The organism is Streptomyces marokkonensis (assembly GCF_008312835.1).
In the GTDB taxonomy this organism is placed as follows: domain Bacteria; phylum Actinomycetota; class Actinomycetes; order Streptomycetales; family Streptomycetaceae; genus Streptomyces; species Streptomyces marokkonensis_A.
The window spans coordinates 163,832-182,194 of the sequence record NZ_VSKS01000004.1 but is presented as its reverse complement, the minus strand read 5'-3'; the positions used below and the strand labels follow the sequence as shown (position 1 = coordinate 182,194).

Annotated in this window: 14 protein-coding genes; 4 read left to right on the top strand and 10 right to left on the bottom strand. The window is 72.7% G+C overall.

What is annotated here, in order from left to right; translation table 11 throughout:
* Nucleotides 1–104 precede the first annotated feature (104 nt).
* Nucleotides 105–749, top strand: coding sequence for a hypothetical protein (locus F1615_RS09215; protein ID WP_149548605.1), 645 nt, complete (start codon nt 105–107; stop codon nt 747–749).
* Between the two features lie 13 nt (nt 750–762).
* Here F1615_RS09215 and F1615_RS09210 read toward each other — a convergent pair whose 3' ends face one another.
* From F1615_RS09210 to F1615_RS09200, 3 genes are all read right to left on the bottom strand, one after another.
* Nucleotides 763–2,196, bottom strand: coding sequence for a S28 family serine protease (locus F1615_RS09210; RefSeq protein WP_149548397.1), 1,434 nt, complete (start codon nt 2,194–2,196; stop codon nt 763–765).
* A 96-nt stretch (nt 2,197–2,292) separates the two neighbouring features.
* Complete coding sequence (locus F1615_RS09205) at nt 2,293–2,679, bottom strand: hypothetical protein (protein WP_149548396.1); 387 nt, start codon at nt 2,677–2,679, stop codon at nt 2,293–2,295.
* Between the two features lie 118 nt (nt 2,680–2,797).
* Nucleotides 2,798–6,505: an ABC transporter ATP-binding protein gene (locus F1615_RS09200; RefSeq protein WP_149548395.1), complete on the bottom strand. Its 3,708-nt coding sequence runs from the start codon at nt 6,503–6,505 to the stop codon at nt 2,798–2,800.
* A gap of 238 nt (nt 6,506–6,743) precedes the next feature.
* On the opposite strand from F1615_RS09200, the gene F1615_RS09195 reads away from it, so the two are divergent.
* Nucleotides 6,744–7,565 carry an endonuclease I family protein gene (locus F1615_RS09195; protein ID WP_149548394.1) on the top strand — a complete coding sequence of 274 codons (822 nt, stop codon included), beginning with the start codon at nt 6,744–6,746 and terminating at the stop codon, nt 7,563–7,565.
* 28 nt (nt 7,566–7,593) lie between these two features.
* On the opposite strand, the gene F1615_RS09190 is transcribed toward F1615_RS09195, so the two are convergent.
* The 4 genes from F1615_RS09190 to speB all read right to left on the bottom strand — a co-directional run bounded on the left by F1615_RS09190 (nt 7,594) and on the right by speB (nt 12,930).
* Nucleotides 7,594–9,798 (bottom strand): tetratricopeptide repeat protein, encoded by a 2,205-nt coding sequence (locus F1615_RS09190; protein ID WP_149548393.1) that lies wholly within the window; start codon nt 9,796–9,798, stop codon nt 7,594–7,596.
* Nucleotides 9,795–10,214 carry a hypothetical protein gene (locus tag F1615_RS09185; RefSeq protein WP_149548392.1) on the bottom strand — a complete coding sequence of 140 codons (420 nt, stop codon included), beginning with the start codon at nt 10,212–10,214 and terminating at the stop codon, nt 9,795–9,797. Before F1615_RS09185 ends, F1615_RS09190 begins: the two co-directional genes overlap by 4 nt.
* A gap of 65 nt (nt 10,215–10,279) precedes the next feature.
* Complete coding sequence (locus F1615_RS09180) at nt 10,280–11,965, bottom strand: thiamine pyrophosphate-binding protein (RefSeq protein WP_149548391.1); 1,686 nt, start codon at nt 11,963–11,965, stop codon at nt 10,280–10,282.
* On the bottom strand, nt 11,962–12,930 hold the full coding sequence (gene speB, locus F1615_RS09175; RefSeq protein ID WP_149548390.1) for an agmatinase: 969 nt from the start codon (nt 12,928–12,930) through the stop codon (nt 11,962–11,964). Before speB ends, F1615_RS09180 begins: the two co-directional genes overlap by 4 nt.
* 153 nt (nt 12,931–13,083) lie before the next feature.
* Here speB and F1615_RS09170 point away from each other — a divergent pair, with 153 nt between their 5' ends.
* Both F1615_RS09170 and F1615_RS09165 read left to right on the top strand, forming a co-directional pair.
* Nucleotides 13,084–14,616 (top strand): PucR family transcriptional regulator, encoded by a 1,533-nt coding sequence (locus F1615_RS09170; RefSeq protein WP_208818277.1) that lies wholly within the window; start codon nt 13,084–13,086, stop codon nt 14,614–14,616.
* Between the two features lie 99 nt (nt 14,617–14,715).
* Complete coding sequence (locus tag F1615_RS09165; RefSeq protein ID WP_149548388.1) at nt 14,716–15,507, top strand: phosphatase; 792 nt, start codon at nt 14,716–14,718, stop codon at nt 15,505–15,507.
* 31 nt (nt 15,508–15,538) lie between these two features.
* Here F1615_RS09165 and tesB read toward each other — a convergent pair whose 3' ends face one another.
* The 3 genes from tesB to F1615_RS09150 form a co-directional block, all read right to left on the bottom strand.
* A complete protein-coding gene (tesB, locus tag F1615_RS09160) occupies nt 15,539–16,408 on the bottom strand; it encodes an acyl-CoA thioesterase II (protein ID WP_149548387.1) in 870 nt (289 codons plus the stop codon).
* Between the two features lie 35 nt (nt 16,409–16,443).
* Complete coding sequence (locus F1615_RS09155; protein WP_149548386.1) at nt 16,444–17,601, bottom strand: acyl-CoA dehydrogenase family protein; 1,158 nt, start codon at nt 17,599–17,601, stop codon at nt 16,444–16,446.
* Nucleotides 17,602–17,743: 142 nt separating this feature from the next.
* A complete protein-coding gene (locus tag F1615_RS09150; RefSeq protein ID WP_149548385.1) occupies nt 17,744–18,340 on the bottom strand; it encodes a TetR/AcrR family transcriptional regulator in 597 nt (198 codons plus the stop codon).
* Nucleotides 18,341–18,363 lie beyond the last annotated feature (23 nt).

Genomic DNA, 18,363 nt, shown 5'->3' with positions numbered 1-18,363 from the left:
TCACACGCCCGGCGCACCCTCCCCAATGGGGTGAAAGTACCCCGGGTGTCTGGCGTGCCCCGTCGGACCGGGTCACGCTGGACGGGGGTGTCCGGGGGATGACGATGCACGTGGGAAACAGGTGGCGGTCGCCGGCCGCGTTCGCGGCGGTGTGCGCGGCGCTGCTCACCGGCTGTCAGAGCGGGCCGGGCGGCGGTACCGGAGGGGACCGGCCGGACGGGCAGGCGGCCGCGGTGTCGCCGGCGCCGGCCCGGCCGTCCGGGTACGGGGCGGTGTTCCTCGCGGTCGACGAGTGCAGCTCCTTCGGCCGCACCAGCTTCACCGAGGTGTCCTGCGCCGGTGAACGCGCGGCGGCCCGGGTGGTCGCACGCCACGACGGGACGGCGCGCGACGGGCCGCGCTGCCCGGCGACCACGGACTTCGTGCTGCACATCAGCGAGCAGCGCCCCTCCGCCGACGAGGACGGCGACGGGGCGGTGCCGCGCGGCTACGCCTGCATGCGCCACCTCCAGCCGCCGCACCCCGGGGACCCGGGCGGCGGGGGCGGGCCGCGCACCATCGTCGGCGACTGCGTCTACGACCTCGGCGACGGCAAGGTCCGCGAGACGGCCTGCGACGGCAGCGGCCGGCGCGAGCCGGAGTTCAAGGTGACGAAGGCCGTGGACGCCCGGTCCGAGTGCCCGGCGTCCACGGCCCTGTACGTACGGCTCGGCGGGACCGCACCGGTGGGCTGCGCCCGCCCGGTGTAGTCCCGCCCCGGCCCTACGGTCGCAGCGTGCGCTGCTTCTCGACGTCCCGCTTGTCGAGCTTCGCGTCGAACTTCGCCAGCGGCTTCGCCGCCGCCGGGTTCTCCTGGACCGCGCTCGGGGCGACGTCCGCCCAGTCGAGGATGCGGGCCGTGGCGAACGCCTTCTCCTCGGCGACCAGACCGGCCACGTTCGCGCCGTGGTTCATGCCGGGCGCGGTGAGGACGTAGGAGTCACGCGCGCCGCGTCCCAGGCGGAACGGCTCGGCACCCCACGGGTCGTTCTCGCCGTACACGAACAGCATGTGGCGGGCGTTGTCGCGGACCCAGGTGTCGACACTGCGCATCACCCACGGCTCGAACTCCATGTCGATCGAGCGGGGCACGAAGTTGCGCGGCGGCTGGTAGCCGTAGCGGATGTACTTCTTCTCGATGTGCGGGAACCGGATGGTCGGCGCGCCCAGCTGCGTACCGGCCTGGTAGTAGTACGGCGTGTAGGGGCTGAGGCCCTGGTCCGTGTAGAACCCGAAGCCGGAGATCGTGTCGATCGAGGTCCAGATCTCGTCGTCGGTGGCGTTCCTGGCGTCCGCCGGGATGTCCGCGCAGTCCGCGAGGGTGCTGTACTGCCAGAAGCCCCACACGTAGTCGAGGACGACGGCCTCGTAGGCCCGGTCCAGGCTGCCGATGGTGGTGAAGGTGTAGCCGTTCTCGGCGGCGGCCGCCTCGTACTTCTCCTTCAGCGGCTCCCGGCGCACCAGCGCCTCGCGCTGGACCGCGTTCAGCCGGTCGCGGCACTCCTTGGTGCCGACGCCCGCGAAGAAGCGGTCGTAGGCCGAGTCCTCCCTGTTCACCACGTCGTTGGGGGCGACGTAGGCGACCACACCGTCCATGTCACGCGGGTAGAAGCGCTCGTAGTAGGTGGCGGTCATACCGCCCTTGGAACCGCCCGTGGAGATCCAGTTCTCGGAGTAGATCCCCTTCAGCGCCTTGAAGATGCGGTGCTGGTCGCTGGCGGCCTGCCAGATGTCCAGCTTCGACCAGTCGGCGGGCTCGGGCCGCGACGGGGTGAAGAAGCGGTACTCCATGGAGACCTGGTTGCCGTCCACGATCTGGGTCGGCTCGGCGCGGCGGGGCGTCGTGGAGACGCTGTAGCCGCTGGTGTAGAAGACGGTCGGCCGCGCGGTGTCCTTGTGCAGCACGGTGATCCGCTGCTGGAACGTGCCCGCGGAGGGCCTGCGGTGGTCGACCGGCTGGGTGTAGTTGAGGACGAAGAACCGGTACCCGGTGTACGGCTTCTCCTCGATCAGGCTCATGCCCGGTACGGAGAGCAGTCTCTCCTTGATGTCAGTGCTGCCGGTGGCCTCCGGCTCGGCGGCGGTGGCCGCCCCGGCCGTACTCAGTGTGCCTATGAGCACCGTGAGCGCCAGCAGCCATCTGAGCGCCTTGCGCATGCGCACTCCCCTGTGAGACAGATGTGCGCCGGAAGCTACTCGACCAACTCCCCACAGCACCAGGGGACATAGGGATAACCCTCGGTCACCGACGGCTCAGCACAGGATCCAGCCGGAGCTGACGGACCCTGAGCCGACCCTGCCCTTGACCCACACGCAGCGGCGGCCGGCGTGCACGGTCACCGGCCCCGCGTGGTGCCGGTAGCGCCCCTCGTCGACCACCGGCCGCCCACCGCGCGCCCGCACGCTCACCGACATCTTCCGCTTGACGCCCGGCTTCTTGGCGAGCGTGACGGAACAGACGTAGCCGCCGCGCTTGTAGACGACCACCGACCCCGTGGAGAACGGCAGGGTGCGCACCTTGCGCCCCGGGCAGTGCGCGGCCGCCTGCGCCTCGGCCGGCGCGGCGACGGCGAGCAGTCCCGAGGCGGTCAGCACCGCAAGGCCCAGCGCGAGTCGCCGGCGTATCGCTCCACTGCCCACAGTCGTCCTCCCGTACCGCACCTGCCGCGCCAGGCGGCGTACGCGTGTACGGACGCATGACGTATGCCGGATGGTTGCGCGGGGGCCACGGAGGGCCCCCGGCCCGGGGGCCGCCCCCTCACGCCGGTGCGGGCACGTCCTCGCCGACGAACGTCCGCCACAACGCGGCGTACGTGCCGCCGAGCCGCAGCAGTTCCTCGTGCGTGCCGTCCTCCACGATCCGGCCGTGGTCCATGACGATCACCCGGTCCGCGCGGGCGGCGGTGGTGAGGCGGTGGGCCACCACCAGGGTCGTACGGCGTCCCGTCAGACGGTCCGTCGCCCGGTTGACCTGTGCCTCGGTGGCCAGGTCCAGCGCGGCCGTGGCCTCGTCGAGCAACAGCACGTCGGGGTCGACGAGTTCGGCGCGGGCCAGCGCGATCAGCTGGCGCTGTCCGGCGGACAGGTTGCGGCCGCGCTCGGCGACCTCGTGGAGGTAGCCGCCGTCCAGCGTGGCGATCATCTCGTGCGCGCCGACCGCGCGGGCCGCCGCCTCCACCTCGGCGTCGGTGGCGTCCGGGCGGCCGTAGGCGATGGCGTCGCGGACCGTGCCCGGGAAGAGGTACGCCTCCTGCGGTACGACCCCGAGCCGGTGCCGGTAGGCGGTGAGGTCCAGGTCCCGCAGGTCCGTGCCGTCGGCGGTGACCCGCCCGCCCGTCGGGTCGTAGAACCGGGCGACCAGCTTGACCAGGGTGGACTTCCCCGCGCCGGTCTCGCCGACGAAGGCGACTGTCTGACCGGCGGGGACGGTGAGGTCGATGCCCTCCAGGGCCTCCTCGCCGTCGCCGTACGCGAAGTGGACGTCCTCGAAGGCGATCTCGCCGCGCAGGGAGGTGACGGGGAGGGGCTTCTCCGGGACCCGGGTGGAGGCCGGCTCCCGCAGCAGCTCCTGGATGCGGCCCAGCGAGACGGACGCCTGCTGGTAGCCGTCGAAGACCTGGGAGAGCTGCTGCACGGGCGCGAAGAACAGGTCGATGTAGAGGAGGTACGCCACCAGCGAGCCGATCGCCAGCGTCCCGTCGTCGACCCGGCCGCCGCCCACGACCAGCACCGCCACGGCCGCGATCGAGGACAGGAACTGCACGAACGGGAAGTACACCGAGATCAGCCACTGGCCCCTGATGCGTGCGCTGCGGTAGCTCGCGCTGCGGTCGGCGAACCGGCGTCCGCCGTCCCGCTCGCGGCGGAACGCCTGCACGACGCGCAGCCCCGCCACCGACTCCTGCAGGTCGGCGTTGACCGCCGACACCCGCTCACGGGCCAGTTCGTACGCCTTCACGCTGGCCCGGCGGAAGAAGTACGTGGCGAGGATCAGCGGGGGCAGGGTGGCGAAGACGACGAGCGCGAGCCCGAGGTCGATCACCAGCAGGGCCACCATGATGCCGAAGAAGGTGACCACCGAGACGAACGCCGTGACCAGGCCGGTCTGCAGGAACGTGGAGAGCGCGTCGACGTCCGTCGTCATCCGGGTCATGATCCGGCCGGTCAGCTCGCGCTCGTAGTAGTCGAGGCCGAGCCGCTGGAGCTGGGCGAAGATCTTCAACCGCAGCGCGTACAGAACCCGTTCGCCGGTGCGTCCGGTCATCCGGATCTCGCCGGTCTGCGCCGCCCACTGGGCGATCACGGTGAGCAGGCCCAGCAGGGAGGCCGCCCAGACCGCGCCGAGGGCGGCCTGGGTGACGCCCTGGTCGATGCCGTGCCGGATCATCACCGGCAGCAGCAGGCCCATGCCGGCGTCCACCGCGACCAGGCCGAGGCTGATGAGGAGGGGCGCTCCGAAGCCGCGCAGGAGACGGCGCAGGCCGTAGGAGTCCTCCGGGCGGACGGCGCGGGCCTCGTCGATGTCGGGGACGTCGTCCGCCGGGGGCAGGGCGTCCACCTGGGCGAGGAGTTCCGGGGTGGCCGGGGTGCCGGCCAGGGCGGCGTCCCTGGGTTCGCGGTCCCCGGTCCACAGCCGTGGGGTGACCCCGCGCTCGGCGTCGAACTCGGCGTCCAGTTCCTCGCGGACGGAGGTGTCCTCCTCCTGCGGCGAGGCGGGCGGGGTGTGGCCCGGGGAGACGGCGCCCAGCTCGTCGGGGTCGGTGAGCAGCCGGCGGTAGAGGGCGGAGCGGCGCTGGAGCTCGTCGTGGGTGCCGATGTCGGCGAGCCGGCCGCCGTCGAGGACGGCGATGCGGTCGGCGAGGTTGAGGGTGGAGCGGCGGTGGGCGATGAGCAGCGTCGTACGGCCCCGCATGACGCTCTTGAGCGCCTCGTGGATCTCGTGCTCGACGCGGGCGTCCACGGCGGAGGTGGCGTCGTCCAGGACCAGCAGGCGCGGGTCGGTGAGGATCGCGCGGGCCAGGGCGACGCGCTGGCGCTGGCCGCCGGAGAGGGTCAGGCCGTGCTCGCCGACGGTGGTGTCGTAGCCGTCGGGCAGCTCGCCGATGAACCGGTCCGCCTGGGCCGCGCGGGCGGCGGCGGCGATCTGCTCGTCGGTGGCGTCCGGGCGGCCGTACGCGATGTTGTCGCGCACGGTGTCGGAGAAGAGGAAGGAGTCCTCAGGGACCAGTCCGATCGCGGCGCGCAGGGACTCGGTGGTCAGCTCCCGCACGTCGTGGCCGCCGACGAGCACGGCACCGCGGGTGACGTCGTAGAAGCGCGGCAGGAGGAGGGAGACGGTGGACTTGCCGGAGCCCGAGGCGCCGACGACGGCGAGGGTCTCACCGGGGCGGATCTCGAAGGAGAGACCGTCGAGGACCGGCCGGCCGGGGTCGTAGCCGAAGGAGACGTCGTCGAACTCGACGGTCGCCGGGGCGTCGGCGGGCAGTTCCTTGGCGCCGTCGGTCAGGGACGGCTCGGTGTCGATCAGCTCCAGGACGCGCTCGGTGCCGGCGCGGGCCTGCTGGCCGACGGTGAGGACCACGGCGAGCATCCGGACCGGGCCGACGAGCTGGGCGAGGTAGGTGGAGAAGGCGACGAACGTGCCCAGCGTGATGTGCCCGCCCACCGCGAGCCAGCCGCCGAGCGCGAGCATCGCCACCTGGCCGAGGGCGGGGACGGCCTGGAGCGCCGGGGTGTACCGGGAGTTCAGCCGGACGGTGCGCAGCCGCCCGGCGTACAGCCGCCGTCCGACCTCCCGCAGCTTGCCGGTCTCCTGCTCCTCCTGCCCGAAGCCCTTGACCACGCGGACGCCGCTGACCGCTCCGTCGACGACCCCGGCGACCGCTCCCGCCTGCGCCTGCGCGTACCAGGTGGACGGGTGCAGCCGGGTGCGGCTGCGCGTGGCGATCCACCACAGGGCGGGGGCGACGGCGAGGGCGACGACGGTGAGCGGCAGGGACAGCCACGCCATGATCACCAGGGAGATCAGGAACAGCAGGAGGTTGCCGATGGTCATCGGCAGCATGAAGAGCAGGCCCTGGATGAGCTGGAGGTCGCTGGTGGCGCGTCCGACGACCTGCCCGGTGGACAGCTCGTCCTGACGTCTGCCGTCGAGGCGGGTGATCGTCCCGTACATCTCGGTCCGCAGGTCGTGCTGGACGTCGAGGGCGAGCCGGCCGCCGTAGTAGCGGCGGACGTAGGTGAGGACGTAGACGACGAGCGCGGCGCCGACGAGCAGCCCGGCCCAGGTGGCCATGTCCTTGGTCTTGTCGCCGATGACGTCGTCGATGATCACCTTGGTGATCAGGGGGACCAGCGCCATGACGGCCATGCCGCCGAGGGACGAGCCCAGCGCGAGGACGACGTCCCTGGGATGACGCCACGCGTATGCGGCCAGTCGCCGTGCCCATCCCCGTTGCGGTGTCACGCGGGTGCCCTCCGATCGTCCTGCTCTACCGGAAGGCACCAACGCGACCAGCAGCGGATTTCATCCCGCCGCGGTGACCGGAGGCGTACGCGCAGAGCGTAGAAGCGGGTGGTCTGGAGCTCCGCCGGACGAGGAGCCGTCACGCAATCGCCACGTTCCCTACACCCTCCGGACTGCATGTGCATGTCACTCTCGCGGGTATCACCTTCGTGCAACCCGCGTAGATCGGACACCCCACATGCTCGCCATACGCATACCGCACCGCAAGGCCGTGGCGCTCGCCACGGCCGCCGTACTCGCTGGCCTCGCCGCCCCCGCCGTGACCGCCACCCCGGCCACGGCGACGGAGACGGCCACGACGGCGGCGACGTCCTACGACCCGGCGTACTACGACGACGCGGCCGGCAAGACCGGCGAAGCCCTCAAGACCGCCCTCCACACGATCATCAGCGACCAGACGAAGCTGTCGTACTCGGCGGTCTGGGACGCCCTGAAGGTCACCGACCAGGACCCGAACAACAGCAACAACGTGATCCTGCTGTACTCGGGCATCTCCCGCAGCAAGTCCCTCAACGGCGGTGACGTCGGCGACTGGAACCGCGAACACGTGTGGGCCAAGTCGCACGGCGACTTCGGCACCTCCACCGGCCCCGGCACCGACCTGCACCACCTGCGTCCCGAGGACGTGCAGGTCAACTCGATCCGCAGCAACAAGGACTTCGACAACGGCGGCAGCTCGTTCACCAACAGCGGCGGCAGCCTCACCGACTCGAACTCCTTCGAGCCCCGCGACGCCGTCAAGGGCGACGTGGCCCGCATGATCCTCTACATGGCGGTCCGCTACGAGGGCACCGACGGCTGGCCCGACCTGGAGCCCAACGACTCCGTCACCAACGGCAGCAACCCGTACCACGGCCGCCTCCCGGTCCTGAAGCAGTGGCACCAGGAGGACCCGCCGAGCGCGTTCGAGAAGAACCGCAACGAGGTCATCTACGACTCCTACCAGCACAACCGCAACCCGTTCATCGACCACCCGGAGTGGGTCGAGTCGATCTGGTAGGCCGCGGCAGAAGACCCGTCCGGGAGCGCTACGCCCGGACCTCGGCGTACCAGGCGCGGGCCGCGACCGTCTCCGGGTGGTCCTCACCGAGAATCGCGGCCCGCTGCTCGGCCACCTCGCGCGCGCTCCCGGCGGCCTGCTCCCGCTTGCCCTGCGCGTGCTGGGCGCGGCTGAGCTGGATGAGCACTCCGAGGACGAGCGGATGGTCGTCCCCGTACCCGGCCCGCTGTCCGGCGAGTACCCGGCGGAAGAGAGCCTCCGCCTCGGCGCCCCGGCCGGAGCGCAGGAGCCCCCGCGCCAGCGCGTCGCGCGCCCACACGGTCACGAGGTGCTCGGGGCCGAGGCGGCGTTCGCAGTCCCCCGCCAGTTCCTCGGCCGCCGCCGTGTAACCGTCGAACTCGTCCTGCGCAAGGAGGAGTTCCAGCATCTCGCAGCGGGTCTTGAGGGTGGCGACATGGTCCTCGCCGAGCGCGCGGCGGCGACCGTCCAGGACTGATTCCAGCAGGGTACGGGCTTGTGCCAGCTCACCCAGGCGGTGCAGCACCCGTTGTAGTTCGTAGGCCGCGTCCAGGGTGCGCGCGTCATGGGGGCCGAGCGTGCGCAGCGCGTCCCGGTGGACCGGCCGCAGGAGGTCGGCGGCTTCGGCGTACCGGCCGAGCCGGAACAGGACGGGGCCCTGGCCCGACCGTGCCTCGATGGTCGCCGGGTGCTCGTCCCCCAGGTGCTCCGCGGCGGTCTGCGCGGCGGTGGCGGCCAGCGCCAGCGCGGCGGTCCAGTCCCCCGCCTCGTACACCAGGCGTGCGACGCGCGCCGCGATCCGTACGGATTCCGCCGTCACGAGGGCGTGGCGGCGGGACCGGTGCAGCAGACCGGTCACGTGCGGCGCCAGGAGCCGCACCTGGGAGCGGGCCCGCGGTGACGCGGCGTCCTCCTGCGGCAGCGCCGCCCGCAGCAGCCGGCCCGCCGCTTGCGCCAGGAGTTCCCGTTCCGCGTCGGGCACGCCCACGGCGACGCTGTCCAGCAGGACCCCGTGGGCCTTCACGCAGCGGTGCCCGTCCGTCTCGACCAGGTCGATCAGCGAGTGGTCGAGGAGCGCGCGCAGGGCCGGTTCGACCCGGCCGGCGGTCAGCGGCGGATCAAGGTGTTCGAGGCCGTCGACCCTGCCCTGTGCCGCCGGCAGCAACAGCGACAGCGGAACGGGATCCGCCGCCCAGAAGGACAGCAGCCGCAACAGGGCGGTCGCCTCCGGCAGGCCACCTTCCGCCAGGCCGTCAAGCGACAGTTGCCACGTCCGGCCCACGAGGTGGCGGGACTGCCCACCGCCGGTCGCCGGAGCCCCCCGGTCGACCAGGGCCGTCGACTCCTCGCTCAGTTTCCGGTCGTACTCGTCCATGGACCACGACTCCAGCAGCTGGTGGGCCAGATGTGCCCCGGCCAGGGTCAGCGCCAGGGGCAGGCAGCCCAGGCGCCGGGCGACCTTGCGCGCGGACTCCCGCGTACCCGCCTCCGGAGCCAGATCACGCAGGACCAGGGTCGCGTCCTCCAGGGGAAGCACACCGAGCCGGTGGCTGCTCACCTCCGGGGTGTGCCAGAGCGGGGAGGCCGCGTGGCGGGTGGTCACCAGCACCGTCCCCGCGGGGCTCGGGCGTAACCAGGCGCCTTCCTCCAGGATGCCGGGGTCGTCGGCGTTGTCGAGGACCAGCAGCCAGGGTCGCGCCGAGTGGTCCAGGTAGTGCCAGACCAGGTCGGCCGCGGCGCGCTGGCCGCCGGCTGCGGCAGCCAGTTCGCCGTCTGCGGCACCGCGGTCACCGGCGACGGCGAGCATGCCGGCGCGCAGGGACACCCGTTCGGAGGCGTTGACCCACAGGCCGACGCGGCCGTGGTCGCGTACGGCCTCGGTGAAGAGGGTGTGGGCGACGGCCGTCTTGCCGCAGCCGCCCATTCCGTGCAGGACCTGGATGTCACCGCCGGGCCCGGCCACGGCGGCCCGTAGGCGCTCCATGAGGTCGGTGCGGTCCCGCAGGATGCCGGGCGCGCGACCGGCCTGGGGCGTGCGGACAGAGTCGGGAGCGGTTCCGCGGGGTTCGGCCGGGCCCGTCCACGGGTGCCCGAACAGCGGGGCGGAGCCCGGCGCGTAGTGGTGGACGTGTTCCTCGATGTACTGGTCGCCACCGGTCTGGTAGATCCGGGCACTGCCCGACGCGCGGCCCTCCATCGGCCTCGGCACGCTCATCGTTCGGTGATGTGCTGGTCGCGCCCGGCCTGGTAGATCCGGGCACTGCCCGACGCGCGGGCCTGCAAGTGGATGTGCCCCGTCTCCGGCTCATCCGGGAGCGACGGGGCCAACTCGTCGAGGAGCCCTCGCAGTTCGTCGGCGACATCCGGTCGGGCGAGCAGCAGGCGCCGTACGCGGCCCTGCCACTCGGCGGTCAGCTCGGCCTCGGATTCGGCGTCACCTGCCTGGCGCGCGAGGAGCAGCTCCGCACGGCCCGCTTCCAGTTCCTCACCGATGCTCTCGGCTCTGGCCGGCTGGAAACGGCGCCACAGGGCGACCATGCCGTCCCTCGCCGATTCCCAGGCGGTCGTCACCATCAACGTGACGACGGTCGTACCCGCCGTCCCTGCCAGTGCGGCGATCTCCGGATCCATGGTCCTGGTCCCCCCTACGGCCGGCTCCCGATCTTAGATCCCCGGGCCACTGGCGGCACAAGGGTTCATTCCCCGTGCGTCGGCGCGAACATGCGCAGGACCGCGGGGAGGACGACGACCGACGGGCCCGGGGTGGACAGGGCCCGCGCGAGGTCCTGTTCCAGGGCCTCGGGGGTCGTGCGCCGGCCCGGGACGCCGAAGGACTCCGCCAGGGCCACGAAGTCCGGGCGGGTCAGGTCCGTCGCCGTGGGCTCGCCGAAGGCGTCGGTCATGTACTCGCGGAGGATGCCGTAGCCGCCGTCGTCGACGATCAGCCACGTGACGTCCAGGCCGTACTGGCGGGCGGTGGCCAGTTCGGCGACGGAGTAGAGGGCGCCGCCGTCCCCGGAGACCGCCAGGACCGGGCGGGTGGGGTCGGCGACCGCCGCGCCGAGGGCGGCGGGGAAGCCGTAGCCGAGTCCTCCGGCGCCCTGCGCGGAGTGCAGGTGGTTGGGGCCCTTGGCGTCGAAGGCGGACCAGGCCCAGTAGGCCAGGATCGTCATGTCCCAGAAGGACGGCGAGCCGGCGGGCAGGGCGCGGCGGACGGCCGTCAGGACCTGCTGTTCCAGGGTCAGGTCCTGGGCCGCGATGCGTGCGCGTACGCGGTCCAGCAGGTTCCGTACCCGCTCCGGGGCCGTCGCGTCCTCGCGCGGCCGCACCGTCTCCAGGAGCGCCTGGAGCGCGAGGCGGGCGTCCGCGTGGATGCCGAGGCCCGGGTGGTTGGACTCCAGTTTGCCGAGGTCGGCCTCGATCTGGACGACGCGGCCGCGGGGCTCGAACGTGTGGTAGTTCGAGGAGAGTTCACCGAGACCGGAGCCGACGACCAGGAGGACGTCCACGTCCTGAAGGAAGTCGGTGGTGTGCCGGTCCTCCAGCCAGGACTGGAGCGACAGCGGATGCGTCCAGGGGAAGGCGCCCTTGCCGCCGGGGGTGGTGACCACCGGGGCCTGGATGCGTTCGGCGAGCTGCCTCAGCTTGCCGGAGGCGTCGGAGCGGACCACTCCCCCGCCCGCGATGATCGCCGGGCGTTCGGCGTGCGCGAGCAGGTGGGCGGCCAGGGCGGTCAGTTCGGGACGCGGGGACAGCTCGTCCGGGGTGGCGTCCATCGCCGTGACCACCGGGAGGACCGTCTCCGCGAGCAGGACGTCCTGCGGGATCTCCACCCACACCGGCCCGTGCGGGACGGTCAGCGCCGACTTCCACGCCTCCGCGATCGCCGACGGGATCTGGGACGCCGTGCGCACCGTGTGGACGGACTTCACCACGCCCCGGAACGAGGCCGACTGGTCGGGGAGTTCGTGCAGATAGCCGTGGCGGCCGCCGCCGAGCCCGGCCGTCGGGACCTGGCCGCAGATCGCCAGCACGGGAGCGGAGGCGGCCGCCGCCTCCTGGAGCGCGGCCAGCGAGGTCAGCGCTCCGGGGCCGGTCGACAGCAGCAGCGGGGCCGCCTCGCCGGTGATCCGGCCGTACGCGTCCGCCGCGAAGGCGGCGTTGTTCTCCACCCGCAGGCCGATGTAGCGCAGGTCCGAGCGGCGCAGGGCGTCGAACACGCCGAGGGCGTGCTGGCCGGGCAGGCCGAAGACGGTGGTCGCGCCGAGCCCGGCCAGGGTCTCCACGACGAGGTCTCCGCCGATGCGGCCGGGAGGGGGATTCAGGGCCGCCTCCGTCTGTGCGGCGGTCGGGCGGAGCACCAGGTCGTGGTCGTGGGTCACTTCGCGCGGGCCTCCGCGATCTGGCGGGACATGATCGTGGTCAGCTCGTACGCCGTGTGGGACGCGGCGACCGAGGTGATCTCCGCGTGATCGTACGCGGGGGCCACCTCGACGACGTCCGCCGAGACCAGGTTGCAGGAGGCGAGGCCGCGCAGGATCTCGAGCAGCTCGCGGGAGGTCATGCCGCCGGCCTCGGGGGTGCCGGTGCCGGGCGCGTGGGCCGGGTCCAGGCAGTCGATGTCGATGGAGATGTACAGCGGGCGGTCGCCGATGCGCTGCCGGAGCTGGTCGGCGACCTCGTCGGCGCCCCGCCGGTAGACGTCGGCGGAGGTGACGATGCCGAAGCCCATCTTCTCGTCGTCGGTGAGGTCCTGCTTGCCGTAGAGGGGACCGCGGGTGCCGACGTGGGAGAGGGCGGAGGTGTCGAGGATGCCCTCCTCCACCGCGCGGCGGAACGGGGTGCCGTGGGTGTACTCGGCGCCGAAGTAGGTGTCCCAGGTGTCGAGGTGGGCGTCGAAGTGGAGCAGGGCGACCGGGCCGTGCTTCTTCGCGACCGAACGGAGCAGCGGCAGGGCGATGGTGTGGTCGCCGCCGAGGGTCATGAGGCGCGCGCCCGTCCCCAGCAGGTCGTCCGCCGCCGCCTCGACCGTGTCCACGGCCTCGTTGATGTCGAACGGGTTCACGGCGATGTCGCCGCCGTCCGCGACCTGCGCCAGCGCGAACGGGGAGGCGTCCTGCGCCGGGTTGTAGGGGCGCAGCAACCGGGACGCCTCACGGATCGCGTTGCCGCCGAAGCGGGCGCCCGGCCGGTACGAGACGCCCGAGTCGAACGGCACGCCCACCACGGCGACGTCGGCGCGGCCGACCTCGTCGAGGCGGGGCAGCCGGGCGAAGGTCGCGGGGCCGGCGTACCGGGGGACGCGCGAGGAGTCGACGGGGCCGCGGGGCGTCTCGTTGCTGGTCATGGGGAACTGCCTTCTTTCCTGCTCTTCGCCTTGCTCGTGCGTCCGCCCGTACCCGCGGGCCGCCGGTCCGTCCCGACCCTAGGGGGGCGGAAAGCATCTGCGAAGTGTACGTTTCATCCATTCTCACCGTACGGAGTGGAGGAAGCGTCCAGCATGCCGGATCCCATGGTCCCGCCCACGCCGCCCGTGCGCCTGGACGCGCTCCTGGCCCGCGAGGACCTCGGACTGCGCCGGATCGCCGGACCCGACGATCCCGGCACCGTCGTCCACTGGGCGCACGCCTCGGAGATGGCGGACCCGTACCCGTACCTGCTGGGCGGGGAGCTGCTGCTGTCGGCGGGGGTGCACATCCCGGACGGGGCGGGCGCGGGGTACTTCGACGCGTACGTCTCACGGATCGTGGCGGCGGGCGGGGCGGCGCTCGGGTTCGGCGTGGCACCGGTCCACGACACGGTGCCGGGGGCGCTGGCCGAGGCGTGCGAGATGCACGGGCTGCCACTGCTGGAGGTGCCGCCGCGGACCACGTTCTCGGGGGTGGCGCGGGCGGTCTGGCAGCTGATGGCGCAGGCCCGGCTGGCGGAGCTGCGCCGGGTCACGGAGGCCCAGCAGAGCCTCGCCACGGCGGCGGCCCGCCCGGACCCGGTCCGGCCGGTGCTCCACCAGCTGGCGCAGCGCATCGGCGGCTGGGCGGTCCTCTTCGCCCCGGACGCCTCCGAGATCGCCGAGTCGGGAGCAGCCCCCCTTCCGGAGGCGAGGGAGGCCCTCTCCGACCTGGCCGAGCGGGTACGCCCCGGCACCACCGGCCCAGCTGCGGACAGTCGTGCCTCCCCCGGAGCCCGAAAGGGCCTCGGAAAGCGCCGCGAGCCGACGCCCGCCCCGACCTCGGCCAGCGACACCGTCAGCGGTACCCACCTGGCCGCCTACGCCCTCGCCCCCGGCCCCGGCTTCGTCCTCGGCGTGGCCTCACCCCACCGCTCCCCCGGCGACCACACCATCGCCTCCGTCGCGGCCGCCCTGCTCACCCTCCTCACCGGCCGGCGACAGAGCGGCACCGGCGCGGCCCGCGCCTCCGCACTCGTACGGCTCCTCCTGGGCAGCCCGCCCGGGGACGTCGCCCCCCTGCTCGGCGGAGAGCGGTGGCGAGTGGTGCACGCACGGCCGGCCGGACAGGCGCCCCCCGACGCCCTGGCCGCCGCCACACTCGGCACCGCCCTCGGATCGGCGCTGGTGGACCCGGCGGACGGCATCGTCCGCGTGCTGGTGCCGGCCGACCGGCCCGTCGAGCCGCTGCCCGGCTGGACCCTCGGGGTCAGCGCCGCCGCCGGCCCGCCCGACTGGCCGGCCGCCGACACGCAGGCCGCCCGCGCCCTGGCCCGGGCCCGCGCCACCCGCGCCCCGCTGGTCCGGCACGGCGACCGTCCCGCCCTCACCGACCTGGTCCCGCCGCAGGACGCGGACGCCCACGCCCGGGCGCTGCTCGCGCCGATAGCGGCCGCCCCCGCCCTCACGGACACCCTGCGCACCTGGCTCTCGCTGCACGGCAGCTGGGACCGCACGGCGGTGGCCCTGTCCGTGCACCGCAACACCGTGCGGCAGCGCATCGCGCGGTGCGCGGCGCTGCTGGAGGCCGACCTGGACGATCCGGACGTACGGATGGAGCTGTGGTTCGCGCTGCGCCGCACCTGAGCACTGAGTATCCGTACGCAGCCGCCTGAGTACGTGACGCACGTCCCAGCGCGCGATACGCCAGGGACGCCCACAGGGCGCTGCTCCACAATGGGGGGCATGCCGATATCCGGGACACCCAGCCGCGCCGAACTCGTCGAACACCTGGTCGCCACCCGCATCGCGGGCGACGTCGCCACGCCGCGCGAGAACAACCTCTCCCACTACCGCAAACTGGCGAACGGCGACCGCCACTACTGGCTCGGCCTGGAGCTCGGTGACCGCTGGACCGACGAGCAGGACGTGCTCGCGGTGATGGCGGAGCGGGTCGGCGTCAACGACGATCCCGAGTACCGGTACGGGCAGGACACCATCGACCCGGAGCTGACCGTCGCGGGCCTGGAGCGGATGGCGGGACGGCTGCGCAAGGCGGCGGAGGGGCGGCAGCGGGTGCTGTTCGCCACCGGCCACCCGGGCGGGCTGCTCGACGTGCACCGCGCGACGGCCGCCGCGCTGCGGGCGGCCGGCTGCGAGATCGTCGTCATCCCGGACGGGCTGACGACGGACGAGGGTTATGTGATGCAGTTCGCGGACGTGGCGATGCTGGAGCACGGTGCCACGCTGTGGCACACCCACTCCGGGGAGCCGATGAAGGCCATCCTGACCGCCCTGGAGCGCGAGGGCAGGCCGCTGCCCGACCTGGTCGTCGCCGACCACGGCTGGGCGGGCGCGGCCGGGCAGTACGGCGTCGACTCCGTCGGCTACGCCGACAGCAACGACCCGGCCCTGTTCCTCGCCGAGTCCGAGGGCACCGTCCAGGTGACGGTCCCCCTCGACGACCACGTCACCAGCCCCCGCCACTACGACCCGATGACGGCGTACCTGCTGGCGGAGGCCGGGCTGGCCGTCTGACCGGCTGGCCGCGCGGGACGCGGATGACCGGCTAGCCGCGCGGGACGCGGACCACGCCCTCCTGGATGACGGAGACCGCGAGGCGGCCGTCCTGGGTGTAGATGCGGGCCTGGCCGAGGCCCCGGCCGCCGTGGGCCGACGGGGACTGCTGGTCGTACAGCAGCCACTCGTCGGCGCGGAACGGACGGTGGAACCACATGGCGTGGTCCAGGGACGCGCCGACGACGTCACCGACGGCCCAGCCGCCGCGCCCGTGGGCGAGGAGGACGGAGTCCAGCAGCGTCATGTCGGAGACGTACGTGGCGAGGACGACGTGCAGCAGGGGGTCGTCGGCGAGCTTGCCGTTGGTGCGGAACCACACCTGGGAGTGCGGTTCGCGGGGCTCGCCGAAGCGGCCGTAGGGCGGCTCGTCGACGTAGCGCAGGTCGACGGCGGCGCGTGCCTCCAGGAAGCGGTCCACGACCTCGGGGGCGAGGTGGGCGTAGCCGCGCAGGCGCTCCTGCGAGGTGGGCAGTGCGTCCGGGTCGGGGGACGGCGGCATCGGCTCCTGGTGGTCCAGGCCCTCCTCATAGGTCTGGAAGGACGCCGAGAGGTGGAAGATCGGCTTGCCGTGCTGGACCGCGACCACCCGCCGGGTGGTGAAGGAGCGGCCGTCGCGGATCCGGTCGACGGTGTAGACGATCGGTGCGCCGGGGTCGCCGGGACGCAGGAAGTAAGCGTGCAGGGAGTGCGCGGGCCGCTCCTCGGGGACGGTCCGCCCCGCGGCGACGAGCGCCTGCGCGGCGACCTGCCCGCCGAAGACGCGGGGGACGACGGCGGGGCGGGAGTGGCCGCGGAAGATGTTCTCCTCGATCTGCTCGAGGTCGAGCAGATCGAGGAGCTCCTGAAGTGCCTGACTCATGGGGTCAGTTGTATACGCCAGGGATTTCGCGGGGCTTACAGGCCCATGTCCTTGGCGATGATCGACTTCATGATCTCGCTGGTGCCGCCGTAGATGCGGTTGACGCGGTTGTCCGCGTACAGGCGGGCGATCGGGTACTCGTTCATGTAGCCGTAGCCGCCGTGCAGCTGGAGGCAGCGGTCGATGACGCGGTGCGCGACCTCGGTGCAGAACAGCTTGGCGCTGGCGGCCTCGGCCGGGGTGAGCTCGCCGGCGTCGAGGGCCTCCGTGGCGCGGTCGGCGACGGCCTCGGCCGCGTCCACCTCGGCCTGGCAGGCGGCCAGTTCGAACTTGGTGTTCTGGAAGTGGGCGACCGGCTTGCCGAAGACGGTGCGCTCCTGCACGTACTGCTTGGCGAACCGGACGGCGGCCTTGGCCTGCGCGTAGGCGCCGAAGGCGATGCCCCAGCGCTCGGAGGCCAGGTTGTGGCCGAGGTAGTAGAAGCCCTTGTTCTCCTCGCCGAGCAGGTCCTCGACGGGGACCTTGACGTCGACGAACGCCAGCTCGGCGGTGTCGGAGGTCTTCAGGCCGAGCTTGTCGAGCTTGCGGCCGACGGAGTAGCCCTCGGACTTGGTGTCGACGGCGAACAGGGAGATGCCGTGGCGGCGGTCCTCGGCCGTCGGGGCGGCGGTGCGGGCGCAGACGATCACCTTGTCGGCGTGGACGCCGCCGGTGATGAAGGTCTTGGCGCCGTTGAGGACGTAGTGGGTGCCGTCCTCGCTCAGCTTGGCGGTGGTCTTCATGCCCGCGAGGTCGGAGCCGGTGCCCGGCTCGGTCATCGCGATGGCCCACATCTCCTCGCCGGTGACGAACTTCGGCAGGAACCGCTTCTTCTGCTCGTCGGTGGCCAGCATCTTGAGGTAGGGCAGGGCGAGCAGCACGTGCACGCCGGAGCCGCCGAACTGGACGCCCGCGCGGGCGGTCTCCTCGTAGAGGACGGCCTCGAACTTGTGGGTGTCCATGCCCGCGCCGCCGAACTCCTCGGGCACGCTGATGCCGAAGATGCCCAGCTCACCGAGCTTGTAGTAGAAGTCGCGGGGCGCCTGGCCCGCCGCGAACCACTCGTCGTAGACGGGGACGACCTCGGCCTCGATGAAGGCGCGGATCGTCTCGCGGAACGCCTCGTGATCCTCGTTGAAAACCGTACGGCGCACTGTCCGCCACCTCCAGTACCTGGGCATGTCTAAGCGCTTGCTCAGATCTAAGATACCGGCGAGTATCCACAGCCGTCCAGACCGGACCGCCCGTAACGCTCGTCACTCCGCCGGGCCGTCGCCGCCCGTCACTCCACCGGGGTCATCGCGCGCCCGCCGCCGCGAACGCGCCCCGCGCCATCCGGTGCAGCAGCTCGGCGGTCCCGGTGCGGCCCGGCAGGGAGCCGGGGCGGGTCAGGTGCGGGGTGGAGTTGAGCAGGCCGAACACCGAGTGGACGGCCGAGCGGGCGGCCGGTTCGGCCAGGTCCGGGTACAGCCCGCGCACCACCTCCACCCACAGCTCCACGTACTGCCGCTGGAGCTGGCGGACCAGCTTGCGGTCGGTGTCCCGGAGGCGGTCCAGCTCACGGTCGTGCAGGGTGATGAGGGGGCGGTCGTCGAGCGCGAAGTCGATGTGCCCCTCGATCAGCGAGTCGAGGACCGCCTCGGGGGCCACCCCGCCGGCCTCCCTCAGGCGCTGCTTCGCGCCGGTCAGCAGCTGCCCGCTGATCCCCACCAGCAGCTCCGCGAGCATCGCGTCCTTGCCCGCGAAGTGCCGGTAGAGCCCGGGTCCGCTGATGCCGACCGCGGCGCCTATCTCGTCGACCCCGACGCCGTGGAACCCGCGCTCGGCGAAGAGCCGGGCGGCCTCCTTGAGGATCTGCTCGCGGCGGGTGGGGGCGTCGGTTCTGGTGGCCATGGAGACGATTCTAGACAGCGAGG